The 13189-nt window shown below is 72.9% G+C and carries 13 protein-coding genes and 6 tRNA genes; 10 read left to right on the top strand and 9 right to left on the bottom strand.

What is annotated here, in order from left to right:
* Nucleotides 1–136 precede the first annotated feature (136 nt).
* The 4 genes from M0P34_RS07755 to M0P34_RS07740 form a co-directional block, all read right to left on the bottom strand.
* Nucleotides 137–442, bottom strand: a complete 306-nt coding sequence (locus M0P34_RS07755) for a hypothetical protein (protein ID WP_291498126.1) — start codon at nucleotides 440–442, stop codon at nucleotides 137–139.
* A 461-nt stretch (nucleotides 443–903) separates the two neighbouring features.
* A complete protein-coding gene (locus M0P34_RS07750) occupies nucleotides 904–1710 on the bottom strand; it encodes a DnaJ domain-containing protein (RefSeq protein WP_291498124.1) in 807 nt (268 codons plus the stop codon).
* A 20-nt stretch (nucleotides 1711–1730) separates the two neighbouring features.
* Complete coding sequence (locus tag M0P34_RS07745) at nucleotides 1731–2147, bottom strand: YkgJ family cysteine cluster protein (protein ID WP_291498130.1); 417 nt, start codon at nucleotides 2145–2147, stop codon at nucleotides 1731–1733.
* A 38-nt stretch (nucleotides 2148–2185) separates the two neighbouring features.
* Nucleotides 2186–2596 carry a CoA-binding protein gene (locus M0P34_RS07740; protein WP_291498122.1) on the bottom strand — a complete coding sequence of 137 codons (411 nt, stop codon included), beginning with the start codon at nucleotides 2594–2596 and terminating at the stop codon, nucleotides 2186–2188.
* A gap of 98 nt (nucleotides 2597–2694) precedes the next feature.
* Here M0P34_RS07740 and mqnC point away from each other — a divergent pair, with 98 nt between their 5' ends.
* On the top strand, nucleotides 2695–3723 hold the full coding sequence (mqnC, locus tag M0P34_RS07735; protein WP_291498120.1) for a cyclic dehypoxanthinyl futalosine synthase: 1029 nt from the start codon (nucleotides 2695–2697) through the stop codon (nucleotides 3721–3723).
* Between the two features lie 62 nt (nucleotides 3724–3785).
* Nucleotides 3786–4577, top strand: a complete 792-nt coding sequence (locus tag M0P34_RS07730) for a glycerophosphodiester phosphodiesterase family protein (RefSeq protein ID WP_291498116.1) — start codon at nucleotides 3786–3788, stop codon at nucleotides 4575–4577.
* A 2-nt stretch (nucleotides 4578–4579) separates the two neighbouring features.
* On the opposite strand, the gene M0P34_RS07725 is transcribed toward M0P34_RS07730, so the two are convergent.
* From M0P34_RS07725 to M0P34_RS07715, 3 genes are all read right to left on the bottom strand, one after another.
* A complete protein-coding gene (locus M0P34_RS07725; RefSeq protein WP_291498114.1) occupies nucleotides 4580–5833 on the bottom strand; it encodes a murein transglycosylase domain-containing protein in 1254 nt (417 codons plus the stop codon).
* A 267-nt stretch (nucleotides 5834–6100) separates the two neighbouring features.
* Complete coding sequence (locus M0P34_RS07720) at nucleotides 6101–6571, bottom strand: HAD family hydrolase (protein WP_291498112.1); 471 nt, start codon at nucleotides 6569–6571, stop codon at nucleotides 6101–6103.
* A gap of 11 nt (nucleotides 6572–6582) precedes the next feature.
* The gene (locus M0P34_RS07715) at nucleotides 6583–6897 is read right to left on the bottom strand and encodes a hypothetical protein (RefSeq protein ID WP_291498109.1); all 315 of its coding nucleotides are present in this window, start codon (nucleotides 6895–6897) and stop codon (nucleotides 6583–6585) included.
* A gap of 184 nt (nucleotides 6898–7081) precedes the next feature.
* On the opposite strand from M0P34_RS07715, the gene M0P34_RS07710 reads away from it, so the two are divergent.
* Complete coding sequence (locus tag M0P34_RS07710) at nucleotides 7082–8308, top strand: Xaa-Pro peptidase family protein (RefSeq protein ID WP_291498107.1); 1227 nt, start codon at nucleotides 7082–7084, stop codon at nucleotides 8306–8308.
* A 226-nt stretch (nucleotides 8309–8534) separates the two neighbouring features.
* Here M0P34_RS07710 and M0P34_RS07705 read toward each other — a convergent pair whose 3' ends face one another.
* Together M0P34_RS07705 and M0P34_RS07700 are read right to left on the bottom strand one after the other, a co-directional pair.
* The gene (locus M0P34_RS07705; RefSeq protein WP_291498105.1) at nucleotides 8535–9452 is read right to left on the bottom strand and encodes a PhzF family phenazine biosynthesis protein; all 918 of its coding nucleotides are present in this window, start codon (nucleotides 9450–9452) and stop codon (nucleotides 8535–8537) included.
* The gene (locus M0P34_RS07700) at nucleotides 9449–11335 is read right to left on the bottom strand and encodes a cytochrome c biogenesis protein CcdA (protein WP_291498102.1); all 1887 of its coding nucleotides are present in this window, start codon (nucleotides 11333–11335) and stop codon (nucleotides 9449–9451) included. Before M0P34_RS07700 ends, M0P34_RS07705 begins: the two co-directional genes overlap by 4 nt.
* A gap of 90 nt (nucleotides 11336–11425) precedes the next feature.
* On the opposite strand from M0P34_RS07700, the gene M0P34_RS07695 reads away from it, so the two are divergent.
* The 7 genes from M0P34_RS07695 to M0P34_RS07665 form a co-directional block, all read left to right on the top strand.
* A tRNA-Lys gene (locus M0P34_RS07695) sits at nucleotides 11426–11501 on the top strand.
* A gap of 723 nt (nucleotides 11502–12224) precedes the next feature.
* Nucleotides 12225–12300: transfer RNA gene (locus M0P34_RS07690), tRNA-Lys, on the top strand.
* Between the two features lie 234 nt (nucleotides 12301–12534).
* Nucleotides 12535–12610: transfer RNA gene (locus M0P34_RS07685), tRNA-Thr, on the top strand.
* Nucleotides 12611–12626: 16 nt separating this feature from the next.
* A tRNA-Tyr gene (locus M0P34_RS07680) sits at nucleotides 12627–12712 on the top strand.
* Nucleotides 12713–12774: 62 nt separating this feature from the next.
* Nucleotides 12775–12851 (top strand) — tRNA-Gly (locus M0P34_RS07675).
* A 40-nt stretch (nucleotides 12852–12891) separates the two neighbouring features.
* Nucleotides 12892–12967: transfer RNA gene (locus tag M0P34_RS07670), tRNA-Thr, on the top strand.
* Nucleotides 12968–13018: 51 nt separating this feature from the next.
* Nucleotides 13019–13189 (top strand): GTP-binding protein (locus tag M0P34_RS07665; protein WP_291498128.1); only part of this gene is annotated, 171 nt, incomplete at its 3' end.

Here is a 13189-nt window from a genome sequence, read left to right as displayed (position 1 = left end):
TTCTACGAACCCAACCCGGCCCTGGCCCCCGGGCGGGACGGCGACGGGAACTGAGCCGGACCCGGGCCCTTGGCCGTGAAAAAGCCCCGGGGCGCCTTGGCGCCCCGGGGCTTTTTCACGGCCCTGGCCGGGCGCGCTATTCCTCCTCGTCGCCCATTTCGGGCAGCCACTGGCCGAGGACTTCCGTCAACTGACGGGCCTGGCGGGCGGAGGAGATGTTGAACTTGGACTGCAACGAGTAGCGCCCGCCGCGCTTCTGGTAGCGCCCCACGCGGATCTTGGGCGCCTTGTATTCGCCCGTGCGCTTGTCCATCTCCTGGTACAGGAACATGATCGTCGACCAGGAGCCCTTGGTCAGGACTTCCTTCTTGATTTCCTTGACCAGCAGGCGGCCTTCCTCGTCTTCCCAGTTGATCGTGATGTCTTCGATGGTTTCGGCCATGCGTCCTCCTCTGGATTCTCGCGCGAGGCGTGCGTCCGGGCCGTGTGGACCACGGCGCCCGGGTTCTTCGCGCGCCCGTTTCACTCGCACGGATGGGAGGCGATGACAAATCATTTTTCCGTGACGCGCGCGGCGGGTTGCGTCCCTGGGCGGCGGCGCCTCCGGCCGGGCGAGGAGCCCAAGCCCCCGGGCCGCCCAAAACCGGCGTGCCGTGATGGGGCGGAAAAACCAGGCCGTACGGCATGTTTTGGATGTGAAGGCGGCCTGGTCCCTCCCGCTGGCGCGGCCGGGCGCCGTTCCGGGCGGGCTGCGGGCGGCCCGGGTGCGCGGCAGGGCGGCCTTCGCCGCGAACCGGGTCGGCTGCTGCGGCGCGCGCCCGTCTTGCGGGCGTCCTTGCGGCGGCCGGGGGGGGGCCGTTTTCTGGCGGGGGGGATTGGCGCGGGGGCGCCCGCGGCGCCGGGCTACAGGGCCATGAGCCGCAGGTAGAGGTCGCCCTTGAGAGGGCCGAGCTTGCGGCCCAGGCCGCGCAGACGCAGGGCGCGGCCGACCACATAGTCGGGCGGGATGGGCACCTCCACGGTGACCGGGTCGCCGGACCAGGCCCGGCGCACCTGCAAGCGCAGGCGGTTGCCGGGCAGGAGCTGGGCGGCGGGCAGGCGCACGGTCTGCTCGTCGTCCATCTGGCGGCGCAGCCAGCCCTTGAGCCCGCGCCACAGGCCGAAGGTCAGGTCCAGGGACATTTCGCGGTCGCCCCAGCGCAGGGCCAGGCTGCGGCTGCGCGTGACCCCCGGCGCCCCGGCCGGGGCGCCCTGGCGGATCTGGCTGTAGATGTCCTCGAAGACCTTGCGCGCGAAGGGGTCGTTCAGGATGTTCCGGAGCACTTCCTCCTTGCGGTAGAAAAAGCGCCCGTCGGAGGCGGCTCCGGCCCGGGGGCCCTGGCCCGGGGCGGCTCCGGGGGCGGCTCCGGGGGGCTGGGCGCCCTTGCCCGGGGCCTGGGCCCCGGCCTGGGCCCGGTAGCGCGCGGCGCCTTCGGCCTGCTCCGCCGTGGGCCTGGCGGCCCCGGGGCGGGGGGGCGGCTCCTGGCCCAGGGCCTCGCGCAGCAGCACATAGGCCTCGTTGAGTTTCTGGAATTCGGTGTGCGCCTGGGGGTTGCCGGGGTTCAGGTCCGGGTGCAGCTCGAAGGCGCGCTTGCGGAAGGCCGACTTCAGGTCGTCCGGTGTGGCGCCCTTGGGCAGGCGCAGGATGCGGTAGCACTCGCGGATGTCCACGTCGTCCCCGTCGTCCCGGGTCAGTCGGGCAGGTTCAGCAGGGCGCCGGGTGCGCCCTCGTCGGCTTCGTCCACGCCCAGGGCGCGCACATAGGCCAACCCCTGGCGGCGGAATTCCGCGTGGCCCGCCGGGGCGCACACGCCGGGGCAGTCGTCCTGGATCATCTCCCAGCTGGAACGGTCCACGAGGTTGCCGCGGAAAAAGGGCCAGGCCCGGCAGATGTCCGGGCGCCCGGGGTGCACGGTGCAGCCCCGGCTCTGGCTGTAGAAGACGCAGAATCCGTCGGCTCCGCAGCGCAGGCGGATCTTGCCGCCCACGGCCTCGGCGTAGCGCTCGGTCATGGCCGCCTCGGCCAGGCCCAGGTGGGCCGCCAGGCGCTGCCGGTCGCGCGCGGCCAGCACGATGCCCCCCGTGCCCTCGCAGCAGTGCCCGCACATGCGGCATTCGAAGACCACGGCCTCCCCGTTCCCGGCCGTCACAGGCCAAGCCTCCGCCACTCGACCATCAGGCAGGCGTCCTCCACCACGCGGATGCCCGATCCGGCCAGCAGGGCCCCGGCCTCGGGGCTGGCGATGCCCGACTGCATCCAGAAGGCCAGGGGCCGGGGCGCCAGGTCCAGGGTTTCGCGGGCGTGGGCGGCGCAGTGCTCCGGGGCGCGGAACACGTCCACCAGGTCCACGGGCACGGGCACCTCGGCCAGGGAGGGATAGGTCGGCAGGCCCCACACGTCGCGGCGCTTGGGGTGGACGGGGATCACGGCCAGCCCTGCGGCCGCCAGGGCGCGGCCGACCATATCCACCGGGCGGCCGGGTTTGTCCACGGCGCCGATGACGGCCACGGTCTTGACCTTTTGGAGCAGGGCCCTTAGCTCATCGTCGAACAGCATGCGGTCTCCGGGGGATGGGCCGGAGCCGGGGGGCGCCCCGGTCCGGGTGCCCTGTTGTCCGCGAAAAACAACGCCCCGTCAAGCACCGTGGAGGATCGATGACCCAGCGCCTGACCCCGGGGGGAGCCCGGACCCTGTATGAGAGCCAGGACGTGTTCGCCCTGGGCCGCATGGCCCACGCCAGGCGCCTGGAACTGCATCCCGACCCGGTGGTCACCTACATCGTGGACCGCAACATCAACTATACCAACGTCTGCGTGTCGGGCTGCCGCTTTTGCGCCTTTTTCCGCGCCCCGGGCGATCCGCAGGGCTATGTGCTCTCCCGGGACGAACTGGAGGCCAAGGTCCGCGAGACGGTGGAGCTGGGCGGTTACCAGATCCTGCTCCAGGGGGGGATGCATCCCGACCTGGGGCTGGACTTCTATACCGGCATGCTGTCCTTCCTCAAGGAGCGCTTCCCGCAGGTGGCCATACACGGCTTCTCGCCGACGGAGATATGGTTCCTGGGGCAGGGCACGGGCCTGGGCCACGGCGAGGTCATCCGCCGCCTGGTTGCGGCGGGGCTGGACTCCATCCCCGGCGGCGGCGCGGAGATCCTCACCGAGCGCATGCGCACCCTGGTTTCGCCGCGCAAGTGCACCGCCGCGCAGTGGCTGGCGGTCATGCGCGAGGCCCACGCCCAGGGCCTGCGCACCACGGCGACCATGATGTTCGGCCAGGGCGAGACCCTGGACGAGCGCATCGAGCACCTGGAGCGCCTGCGCGCGCTCCAGGACGAGACCGGCGGCTTCACGGCCTTCATCCCCTGGACCTTCCAGCCCGCCAATACGCGCCTGTCCGCGCCCGAGGCGTCCTCGACGGACTACCTGAAGACGCTGGCCCTGTCGCGGCTGTATCTGGACAATGTGGCCTCGGTGCAGGCATCGTGGGTCACCCAGGGGCCGATGGTCGGGCAGCTTGCCCTGCTGTGGGGCGCCAACGATTTCGGCTCGACCATGATCGAGGAGAACGTGGTGGCTGCGGCGGGCGTGCATTTTCGGCTGCCCGAGGCCGAGCTGCGGCGGCTGGTGGAGGCTGCCGGGTTCAGCCCGCGCCGCAGGACCATGGATTACACCCTGCTGGAATGATCCCGCCCCGTCCGCCGGCGCCGCGCGCCGCGCGCGCGGCGCGTACAACCCCGGAGCCCGCCATGCCCGCCTCCCGTCCTGGCGCCGCCGCGCCCCTGTGCTGGGCCCATCGCGGCCACAGCGCCGCCTTTCCCGAGAACACCATGCCCGCCTTCGAGGCCGCCGTGGCCGCCGGAGCCGACGGCGTGGAGCTGGATGTGACCCTGTCCGCCGACGGGCGGCTGGTGGTCATCCACGACGCCACCCTGGACCGGACCACCGACGGCCACGGGCCGGTGAGCGCCCTGCCCTGGGGCGAGCTGGCCCGGCTGGACGCCGGGTCGTGGTTCGGCCCGCAGTTCGCGGGCGTGCGCCTGCCGCTGCTGGAGGAGGTGCTGGAGGCCGTGGGCCGCCGGGTGCTGGTGAATATCGAGATCAAGCCCGAGGCGGCCTGCGTTCCGGCCTGGGCCCCGGGGGTGGTTCCCGTGGAGCGCCAGGTGGCTGCGCTGGTGCGGCGCATGGGCCTCCAGGAGCGGGTGGTGGTTTCCAGCTTCAATCTCCAGAGCCTGGTCGCCCTGCGTTCGCTGGACGCCGCCCTGCCCCTGGGCCTGCTGTGCGAGGGCGAGGCCAACGTGGATTTCCTGGCGCTGCTTGGCGCCATCGGCGCCGCGTCGTTCCACCCCTGGCTGGACGCCCTGGACCCCGCCCTGGCCGGGCGGGTGCGCGCGGCGGGGTACGGCCTGTTCCCCTGGGTCTACGCCGAGGCCAACACCCCCGAGGGCATGGCCCGGGCCCTGGACCTCGGCGCCACGGGCTTTTTCGCCAACGACCCCGCCCTGTTCCTCGCCGCGCGGGCGGCGCGCGCCGGGGGCTGAGGTCAGCCCCGGGCGCCCACGCCCACGAAGAGCTTCTTGGCCTCCATGACCTTGGCGAGGTAGCGGCGCGTTTCCTGGGCGGGCAGGCGGGAGCGCAGATGCTCGTACACCCGGGCCGGGCCCAGGGCGTTGATGCGCGCGGCGGCCTTGGCGCGGTCGGCGTCGAAGCTGCGCAGAACGGCGCCGGAACCGCCGTTGTACGCCGCGATGACGCAGTATTCGCGCGCCACGGGGTCGGTCACGGCGGCCAGGTGCCGCGTGTCCAGGATGTGCAGGTAGGCCGTGCCGTAGAGCACGTTGTTCGCGGGCTCGAAGAGGAATTCCTTGCTCGGCTGGCCCTTGCTGCCCGTGAGCATGCGGGTCACGTCGGCCCCGGCGGTGCCGGGCACGATCTGCATCAGCCCGAAGGCCGGGGCGGAGCTGACGGCGAAGGGGTTGAAGTCGCTTTCGGTCTTCATGATGGCGTAGATCAGGTTTTCGCTGACCGCGAAGCGCCGGGCCTGCTCGCGCACCAGGGCGGCGTATCTGGCGGCGCGCAGGTGCAGGTGGCCGGGAACCAGCTCGAAGCGCACGGCGTGCGCCAGCTGCGGGCCCGCGCCGCCCCGGACCGTGCGCGTGGCGGTGCCCCGGGCCACCAGCTCGCGGGCGAACTGCCGGGCGCGCCATTCCCAGCGGATGTCCTGGCCCTGGAAGTCCTTGACCTGCCCGTAGAGGAAGGGTTCCTCGCCCAGGGTGATCTCCGAGGCGGAGTAGAGGTCCACGGCGCGCGGGTCCGCAGGGGCCAGGACCGTGGCCGTCACGGCGGCCTCCAGGCTGGCCAGGGGCGCCCTCTGGTCCACGGTCTCCACCGTGACCACCCCGGTGTCGAAGTCGACCATCGCCCGGCTCCGGTATTCCCCGCTGTATTTCACATAGCGCCGCGGGCCGGGCTCCTCGCGGTCCTTTTCCCCCCATATGCCGTCCACGGCCTTGCGAAAGCCCTCCAGGCGGTCGCGGAACGCCTTGAGATCCCAGGCCAGGGCCTGGGGGTTCACCGCGTAGCGCACGGCCTTCTCCGCGGCCATGCACTGGGCCCCGGCCACGTCGCCCGTGAACAGCATGCGCGCGGCGCCCACCGCGTCGCCCCTTCTGCACGCGGCCAGCAGCAGGCACAGCGGCCCCAGGGCCAGGCCCGGCAGGCGCGCGGCGCGCCGGGCGGGGGCGGGCCCGCGGGCGCCCGCGGGCCGCGCGGGGCGGCGGCGGTCGGAACTGGTCATGGCCCGAGCCTAGCCCAAAACGGGACGAACCGGAAGGGCGCCGCGCGCGGGGCGGCGGCGCGGGGGACGGGCCGGCCGGGAACTGGAGGAGAAGAACGGCGGGGCGGTCACGATCATATCCCCCGCATGGGCCGGCCGCGCGCGGGGCGGAGGGCAGAGGGCGGCGCTGCCAGAGGCGGCGGCGCGACGGGGCTGGCCGTGCGGGGCGCAGGCGCCGAGGCCCGGGCAATCCGCCCAGGCCCCGGGCAGGCCGCACGGGCGGGCGGGTCAGCTGCGCAGGGTGGCCGTCAGCCGCTCGGGCACGAGCAGCAGGTCCAGGGCGTCGCGGATGTCGGTGCAGACGGCGTCGGCGGCCAGCAGGGCCGCGCCCGCCGCGCCCTCGGCCAGGATCACGGCGATGCCCAGCCGGGCCAGGGCCAGCATGGGCGCGTCCACGCGCCCGTTGCCCACGGCCACGCAGCCGCGCGGCCCCAGGGCGCGCACCAGCCCGGCCTTGGCCTCGGCCTGGCCCGTCGCGGGCAGGGGCTCCAGGGCCAGGCCCAGCCCGGCGGCCAGCCGTGCGGCGTCGCCCCGGGTGTCGGCGCTGACCAGGTGGATGGACAGCCGCCTGCCCAGGGCCTCCAGGCGCGCGGCGACCCCCGGCACCAGCTCGCCGTCCACGGTCAGCGTGCCGTTCAGGTCCAGGACGAGGTGGGTCAGCTCCAGAGCGCCGAAGCCCGGGATATCCGCGCGCAGCATGGCCGGTCGCCTCAGGCCCGGCCCTGTTCCAGGGTCTGTTGCAGCGCGGCCAGGGCCGCGTCGGCGCGGGGCTCGTCGGCCCCGAAGAAGTCCTCGACCCGCCCGGCGGGCAGGCGCGCGGGGTCGTAGCGCAGGGTCACGCTCATGGTGAAGATGCTCACGTCCACGCCCAGGATGCCCGGGGGCAGCTGCGCGCCGCCCGAGGCCAGGGCCTTGAAGCGCGCGTCGCCGAGGATGGCGGGGTCGACGCCCAGGCGCAGGGCGCCCGGGGAGTGGGCCTTGATGGTCAGGTACTGGCGGGCCTGGAACAGTGTGGCGAGGTCCATGCGATCCGTCCTTGCGGGTGGTGTGTCTGCGGTGCCGCCGGGCGGCGCCCGATGGATAAACCACGGCCCCCCGCCTTGGCAACCCGGGAGGGGACCGGCCCGCGCCGGGTTGCCAAGGCGGGGGGCCATTGCGTATGACCAGGGCCCGGGGCCCGTTCCCCCGCACCCCAACCCGGAGCGCCGCATGTTCGCCGCCGTCGAAACCATCCCCGCCCAGGAACTGGAGCAGCGCTGGGCCCGCTGCCGCACCCTCATGGACCGGCACCTGCCCGGGGCCGGGGGCCTTCTGGCCTTTTCCCGGGTGACCCTCTACTGGCTTTCCGGCCACCTGGGCAACGGCCTGTTCTGGCTGCCCCGCGAGGGCGCGCCCGTGCTGCTGTGCCGCAAGGGCGAGGAGCGCGCGCGGCTGGAGTCGCCCCTGGAGAATATCCTGGCCTTCCGGTCCTACCGCGATGTTCCGGGCCTGCTGGAGCAGGCCGGTTCGCCCCTGGCGCCGGTGGCGGCGTGCGAGATGGGCGGGCTGCCCTGGAGTTTCGGCCAGAAGCTGGAGCAGGAGCTCGGCCCCGGCACGCGCCTTGTGCCCGGCGACACGCTGCTGGCCCTGGGCCGGATGCGCAAGACGGCCTGGGAGCTGGAAAAACTGCGCCTGTGCGGCGAGCGGCACCACCTGGCCCTGTACGAGATGCTGCCCGGGGTGCTGCGTCCGGGCATGAGCGAGCGCGAGGTGTCGCACCTGGCCTGGGAGGCCTTCTACGCCCTGGGCCACAGCGGGCCCCTGCGCATGGGCGCCTATGGCGAGGAGTGCTTCCTGGGCCACGTCGCCGCGGGGGACAGCGCCAATTATCCCAGTGTGTTCAACGGCCCGGTGGGCCTGCGCGGCGAGCATCCGGCGGTGCCCTTCATGGGCTACGCGGGCAAGCTGTGGCGCCGGGGCGAGCCCCTGGCCTGCGACATCGGCTTCTGCCTGGAGGGCTACGTCACGGACAAGACCCAGGTCTACTGGGCCGGGCCGGCCTCCAGCGTGCCCGACGCCGCGCGCCGGGGGCACGACTTCTGCGTGGAGGTCCAGGCCCTGCTGGCCGGGCGCATGGTCCCCGGCGCCCTGCCCGAGGATTTGTACCGCGAGGTCATGGACCTGGCCGACGCGCGCGGCATGCAGGAGGGCTTCATGGGCCTTGGCGCCAACAAGGTGCGCTTCCTGGGCCACGGCATCGGGCTGGTCATCGACGAGTTCCCGGCCATCGCCGCCAGGATCAAGACCCCCCTGGAGGAGGGCATGGTCATGGCCCTGGAGCCCAAGTTCGCCCTGCCCGGGCTGGGTATGGTCGGCGTGGAGAACACCTTCGAGGTCACGCCCGGGGGCGCGCGCTGCATCACCGGCGACGCCTTCGGGCTGGTTTGCGTGGAGTAGGGCGCGCGGCCCGGTGTCCCGGCAGGGGCGCGGCAAAGGGGGCGGCCCGCCGGGTCGCCCCCTTTTGCATGCGCGAGGCCGCGCGGCGGCCGGGAACGGGCCGGGAGGTATTCGGGCGCGCGCCCGTGCCGCGCCCGCACCATGCGGCCCCATCCCCTCGGCGCACGGGGTCCGGACCGGGTGCCCTTCCGCCCTCGGAGCCCCGGCGCCGGCCCCGGGCGCGGCGCTAGTCGAAGGCCCCGCGCGCGGCCATGACCACGTCCCCGGCCACGAGCACCCGCTCCGGGGCCCGGGCCGGACCCTGTACGCACACGCGGATCTCGCTGGGCCGATGGACGAAGCGACCCTGGCGGATGGTCAGTTCCTGCCCGGGCCGGGCCAGCCCGTGGCGGACCAGGTAGGCCCCGGCGGGCCCGGCGGCGCTGCCCGTGGCCGGGTCTTCCAGCAGGCCGTGGTTGTCGAAGCTGCGGCCTTCGCGGGCGGCGATGTCCAGCGGGTAGCAGAAATGGGCGCCCACGGCGGCGAGCAGGGCCGCGAAGTCCGCGCTGGCCGGGCGGGCGCGCTCCAGCCCCCGGCGCAGGGGCACCAGCAGGTAGGGCAGCCCGGTGGAAACCATCCGCGCGGGCAGCCCCGGGGCCAGATCGGATTCGTCCAGGCCCTGGGCCCGCAGCAGGGCCCGGGCCGTGTCGCCGTCCAGGGGCGGGCCGAACAGCGGCGCGCCCTGGTCCATCTCCGCCTCGTACCAGCTCCCGGCGCGGCGGGTGGCGACGGTAACCTCGCGGGCGTTCAGGGCCAGGGTCCAGGTGGCGGCTTCGGCGGGGGCGGCGCCCCGGGCCATGTCGCGGGCCTCGTGCAGCACGCAGGCCGCCCCGAGCACCGGGTGCCCGGCGAAGTCCAGCTCCTCGTCCACGGTGAACATGCGCGCGCGCCACGCCCCGGGGCGTTCCCCGGGGGTCAGGAAGATGGATTCGAACTGGCGCAGCTCGCGGGTCAGGGCCTGCATCAGGGCCGCGTCCAGGCCCCGGGCGTCGGCAAAGACGGCCAGTCCGTTGCCGCCCAGGGGCAGGCGGGAGAACACGTCGGCCTGCCTCCAGGCCAGCCCCGGGGGCAGATGCCGCGCCCGGGGGGGCGTGCCGGGGGTCATGGCTGCCCGGCCCCGGGGGCCAGGGCCTCTTGCAGGGCGGCGTCCATCTGCCCGGAGGTGAACAGGTCGCGCAGCACCAGGGGCCGCAGGCTGTCGGCCCCGGCCGGGAAAACGGCCACCACCGGGATGCTCTGGCTGCCCAGGGCGCGCAGCAGCTCCAGGTGCCCGGGGGTCTCGCGGGTCATGTCCACCTGCATCAGGCGCAGGCCCCAGCGCCGCTGCCAGCGGGCCAGGTTCTCCGGGGCCAGGGCCGTGTGCTCCAGCAGCTTGCAGTTGGGGCACCAGTCGGCGGTGAAGTCCAGCAGCACGGGCTCGTTGCCCAGGGCGGCGCGGAAGGCGGCCTCGTCGTAGGGCTCCCAGTCCGCCCGGGGCCCGGCGGGGGCCAGCAGCAGGAACCACGCCGCCGCCACCACGGCCAGGGCCGCCGCGCGCACCAGGGCCCGGCGCAGCGGCGGGTCGGACAGGCCCGTCCAGCCGCCCCACATCCAGGCCGCCAGCCCCACGGCCCACAGCAGGGCCAGGGCGGGCACGAGCGTGTCCCCGGGCAGGATGGACAGCAGGTAGACGCAGGTGCCAAGCAGGAAAAAGCCCACGCCGCGCTCCAGGTGGCGCATCCAGGCCCCGGGCCGGGGCAGCAGGCGCGCCAGCCCGGGCCGGGCGGCCATGAGCAGGAAGGGGCTGGCCATGCCCAGGCCAAGGCTCAGGAACACGGCCAGGACGACCTCGGGCCGCTGGAGCAGCACCCAGCCCAGCACCCCGCCCAGGAACGGCCCGCTGCACGGCGTGGCCAGCAGGGTGGCCAGCACGCCGGTGAACAGGGCCTGGGCCCGGGGGCTGCCCGAGCGCCCGGCCTTGAGGTCCACCACGGGCAGCGAGTAGAGCCCGAACAGCGACAGGGCCAGGGCGAAGACCGCCACCGTCAGGCCCAGCACCACGGCCGGGCTCTGGAACAGCTGGCCCCAGGCCAGCCCCAGGGCGGCCAGGGCTCCGCCCAGGGCCAGGAAATAGAGCAGCACCCCGGCCGAGAAGTACAGGTTGTGCTCGCGAAAGGCGCGGATGCGCGCGTCGGGGTCGGCCTCGGCGCCCCCGGCCAGCAGGCCCGAGAGCTTCAGGCTGACCACGGGCAGCACGCAGGGCATGAAGTTGAGGACGAGCCCCGCCAGGAAGGCCAGGACCAGGGCCAGGCCCAGGCCGGTGACCTCCAGGCCGGGGGCGAGATAGCGCGGCTCCAGCCGGGCCAGGACGGCGGCCGCCCCGGGCCGGGTCTCCAGCCCGGGGGCGGCGGCGGCCAGGGGGTCCAGGGTCTGGTCGGCGGCGGTCAGCGACGAGTAGAGCGGGAACCAGAAGGTGAACTGGGCGTCGGGCAGTTCGGCCAGGGGGCCGTCGTGGGTCAGGGCCACCTCGGCGCGCAGGGGCCAGCAGTTCTTGTCCGAGCAGGCCGCCAGGGCCAGGGTGCCGCGCAGGTCCAGGCGCTCCCCGGGGTCCAGCTCCAGGGGCACGAACAGCGGCACGGTGCCGTGGTAGGTGTTCACGGTCAGCTTGGGCTCGAAAACGTCGGGCTCCTGGGTGCCGGGGGGGTAGAGCACCGCCAGGGGCGGCCCGGCCTCGCCCTCGCGAAGGCGCAGGCTCGTCGGCATGCCCGTCGCGCCGGGAGGATTGGCGTAGGCGTGGAAGCTCTCCTCCAGCGTCAGCCAGAGCACGGCCACCAGCGGCGTGGGGCCCGACCGGGCCGCCTCGCCCACGCGGAAGAGCGCCCATTTGGTGGAGAAGGGCTCCGTGGCGTCCTGGGCGCGCAGGGGGGCGGGAGCCAGGGCCGCCAGGGCGGAAACAACCAGCAGCGCCGCCAGGGCGGCGCGACGAAGGCGGGGGTGATTCGCGATCATGGCACCGGGTATAAAATTGAAATTTGCTGTTGACAAGAGCGCGCCGGGTGCATAGGTACTTTCCCGCGCCACCAAGCGCCAAAAGGACGTGGGTCATTAGCTCAATTGGTAGAGCAGTGGACTCTTAATCCATTGGTTCGGGGTTCGAGTCCCTGATGGCCTACCACGATTTCCGGGCCGCCTCCGCAAGGAGGCGGCTTCTTTTGTTGTGCGCGCCGCCGCTGCCCCCGGGGGCGCGTTGTCGCCGTCCGGGGGGATTGGGGACGGCCCGCCGCGCGGCCGGGGGCGGCGGGGGCGCCGCGGCGCTCCGCCGCCCCTGTGGCGCTCCATGTGTCCGGGGCGGCGGTGGCAGGGTCCCTTGACGCGGCCCCCTGGCCGCCGCCGGGGAGGGCGCGTGCATATATATATGTACTGCGTGCCGTCCTGCGCGAGGGCGGGGTGTATCCCCAAAGGAGGATATTGGCGGTTTTCGGCGCCCCCCCCCTGCGCATGGGGGGCGGCCGTCCGCGCTTGCCGGGTCGCTGCGGGCGGGCCCGCCTGTACGCGGCGGGGCTGCGACCCCGGCGGCCACGACACCCCCCTCGCACTCGGAGGGCGGGCCACGGCGATCTGACCGGGCATACGCACGGCCACGACGCCCCCTCGCACGCGGAGGGGCAGGGGGCCGGTTCACCTTTCCGGAAAGAGCCGGGTCGCCCTCGGGCCAGGGGGCGCGGCCAGGCGGCGGGACCGGGGCCGCCGGGCCCGGGGCACACCCGGGCGTCCGAGGGCCGGGGCGCCCGGGAACCCTTGCCCGGCGGGCATTGGATGAAATGTTGCGGCCCCGGTCTTTTTTTGTTGACTTCCCTTCGGGGCGTGATGTAATCAGAGCGTCCCAAACGGGAAACGTGGGTCATTAGCTCAATTGGTAGAGCAGTGGACTCTTAATCCATTGGTTCGGGGTTCGAGTCCCTGATGGCCTACCACGATCTCCAAGCCGCCTCCGCAAGGAGGCGGCTTTTTTTGTCCGGGACGGGGCCGGAGGGAGGAATTGTCCTTGCCCCCGGTGGCGAAATGGCGTAAGCCTGCCCCTCGTTCCCGGGCGGTTCGGCCCGGGGGCGGACATGGGACACGCCCCGACGAATTTTTGCTTGACGTTTCAATCCGGGGCGTATAGTTACCCGAATCCCGGCGGCGCTCGGCGCCGACGCAGCGAGCTGGCTGGCGTAGCTCAAATGGCAGAGCAGCTGATTTGTAATCAGCCGGTTGCGGGTTCGAGTCCCATCGCCAGCTCCAATTTGACATGAACGATGGTGGGGTTCCCGAGTGGCCAAAGGGAACAGACTGTAAATCTGTCGGCGAACGCCTTCGGAGGTTCAAATCCTCCCCCCACCACCACAAGCGACGCGAAAGAGACTGTAGGAGGCGGACCATGAGTCTGCCGCTGGACTGCATCCATCGCGGGAATAGCTCAATTGGCTAGAGCATCAGCCTTCCAAGCTGAGGGTTGCGGGTTCGAGTCCCGTTTCCCGCTCCATTTCCCGCCGTCCAGACCCACCTCCAGTTTTTTTGAGTCGGCCCACGTAGCTCAGTAGGTAGAGCGCGTCCTTGGTAAGGACGAGGTCAGCAGTTCAATTCTGCTCGTGGGCTCCATATTTCAACATGTAACTATTTCGAACCGTAACCGTACGGGGGTAGACCGAAATGGGTAAGGCGAAATTCGAGCGCAAGAAGCCTCACGTCAACGTTGGCACCATTGGTCACATCGACCACGGCAAGACCACCCTGACCGCCGCGATCACCAAGATCGCCGCCCTGCGTGGCGGCGGCGCCTTTGTGGCCTTCGACGAGATCGACAAGGCCCCCGAGGAGAAG

The sequence above is a fragment of the Desulfocurvus sp. genome (assembly GCF_023230885.1).
Lineage (GTDB): Bacteria > Desulfobacterota > Desulfovibrionia > Desulfovibrionales > Desulfovibrionaceae > Desulfocurvus.
Note: the sequence above shows the minus strand (reverse complement) of the source record. Positions and strands in the feature narration are given on the sequence as shown.

What these genes read in the sequence shown, in the direction of transcription:
- M0P34_RS07755 (WP_291498126.1), bottom strand. Translation starts at nt 442, where the DNA reads ATGGCCGAAACCATCGAAGACATCACGATCAACTGGGAAGACGAGGAA.
- M0P34_RS07745 (WP_291498130.1), bottom strand. Translation starts at nt 2,147, where the DNA reads ATGTGCGGGCACTGCTGCGAGGGCACGGGGGGCATCGTGCTGGCCGCG.
- M0P34_RS07740 (WP_291498122.1), bottom strand. Translation starts at nt 2,596, where the DNA reads ATGCTGTTCGACGATGAGCTAAGGGCCCTGCTCCAAAAGGTCAAGACC.
- mqnC (WP_291498120.1), top strand. Translation starts at nt 2,695, where the DNA reads ATGACCCAGCGCCTGACCCCGGGGGGAGCCCGGACCCTGTATGAGAGC.
- M0P34_RS07730 (WP_291498116.1), top strand. Translation starts at nt 3,786, where the DNA reads ATGCCCGCCTCCCGTCCTGGCGCCGCCGCGCCCCTGTGCTGGGCCCAT.
- M0P34_RS07725 (WP_291498114.1), bottom strand. Translation starts at nt 5,833, where the DNA reads ATGACCAGTTCCGACCGCCGCCGCCCCGCGCGGCCCGCGGGCGCCCGC.
- M0P34_RS07720 (WP_291498112.1), bottom strand. Translation starts at nt 6,571, where the DNA reads ATGCTGCGCGCGGATATCCCGGGCTTCGGCGCTCTGGAGCTGACCCAC.
- M0P34_RS07715 (WP_291498109.1), bottom strand. Translation starts at nt 6,897, where the DNA reads ATGGACCTCGCCACACTGTTCCAGGCCCGCCAGTACCTGACCATCAAG.
- M0P34_RS07710 (WP_291498107.1), top strand. Translation starts at nt 7,082, where the DNA reads ATGTTCGCCGCCGTCGAAACCATCCCCGCCCAGGAACTGGAGCAGCGC.
- M0P34_RS07705 (WP_291498105.1), bottom strand. Translation starts at nt 9,452, where the DNA reads ATGACCCCCGGCACGCCCCCCCGGGCGCGGCATCTGCCCCCGGGGCTG.
- M0P34_RS07700 (WP_291498102.1), bottom strand. Translation starts at nt 11,335, where the DNA reads ATGATCGCGAATCACCCCCGCCTTCGTCGCGCCGCCCTGGCGGCGCTG.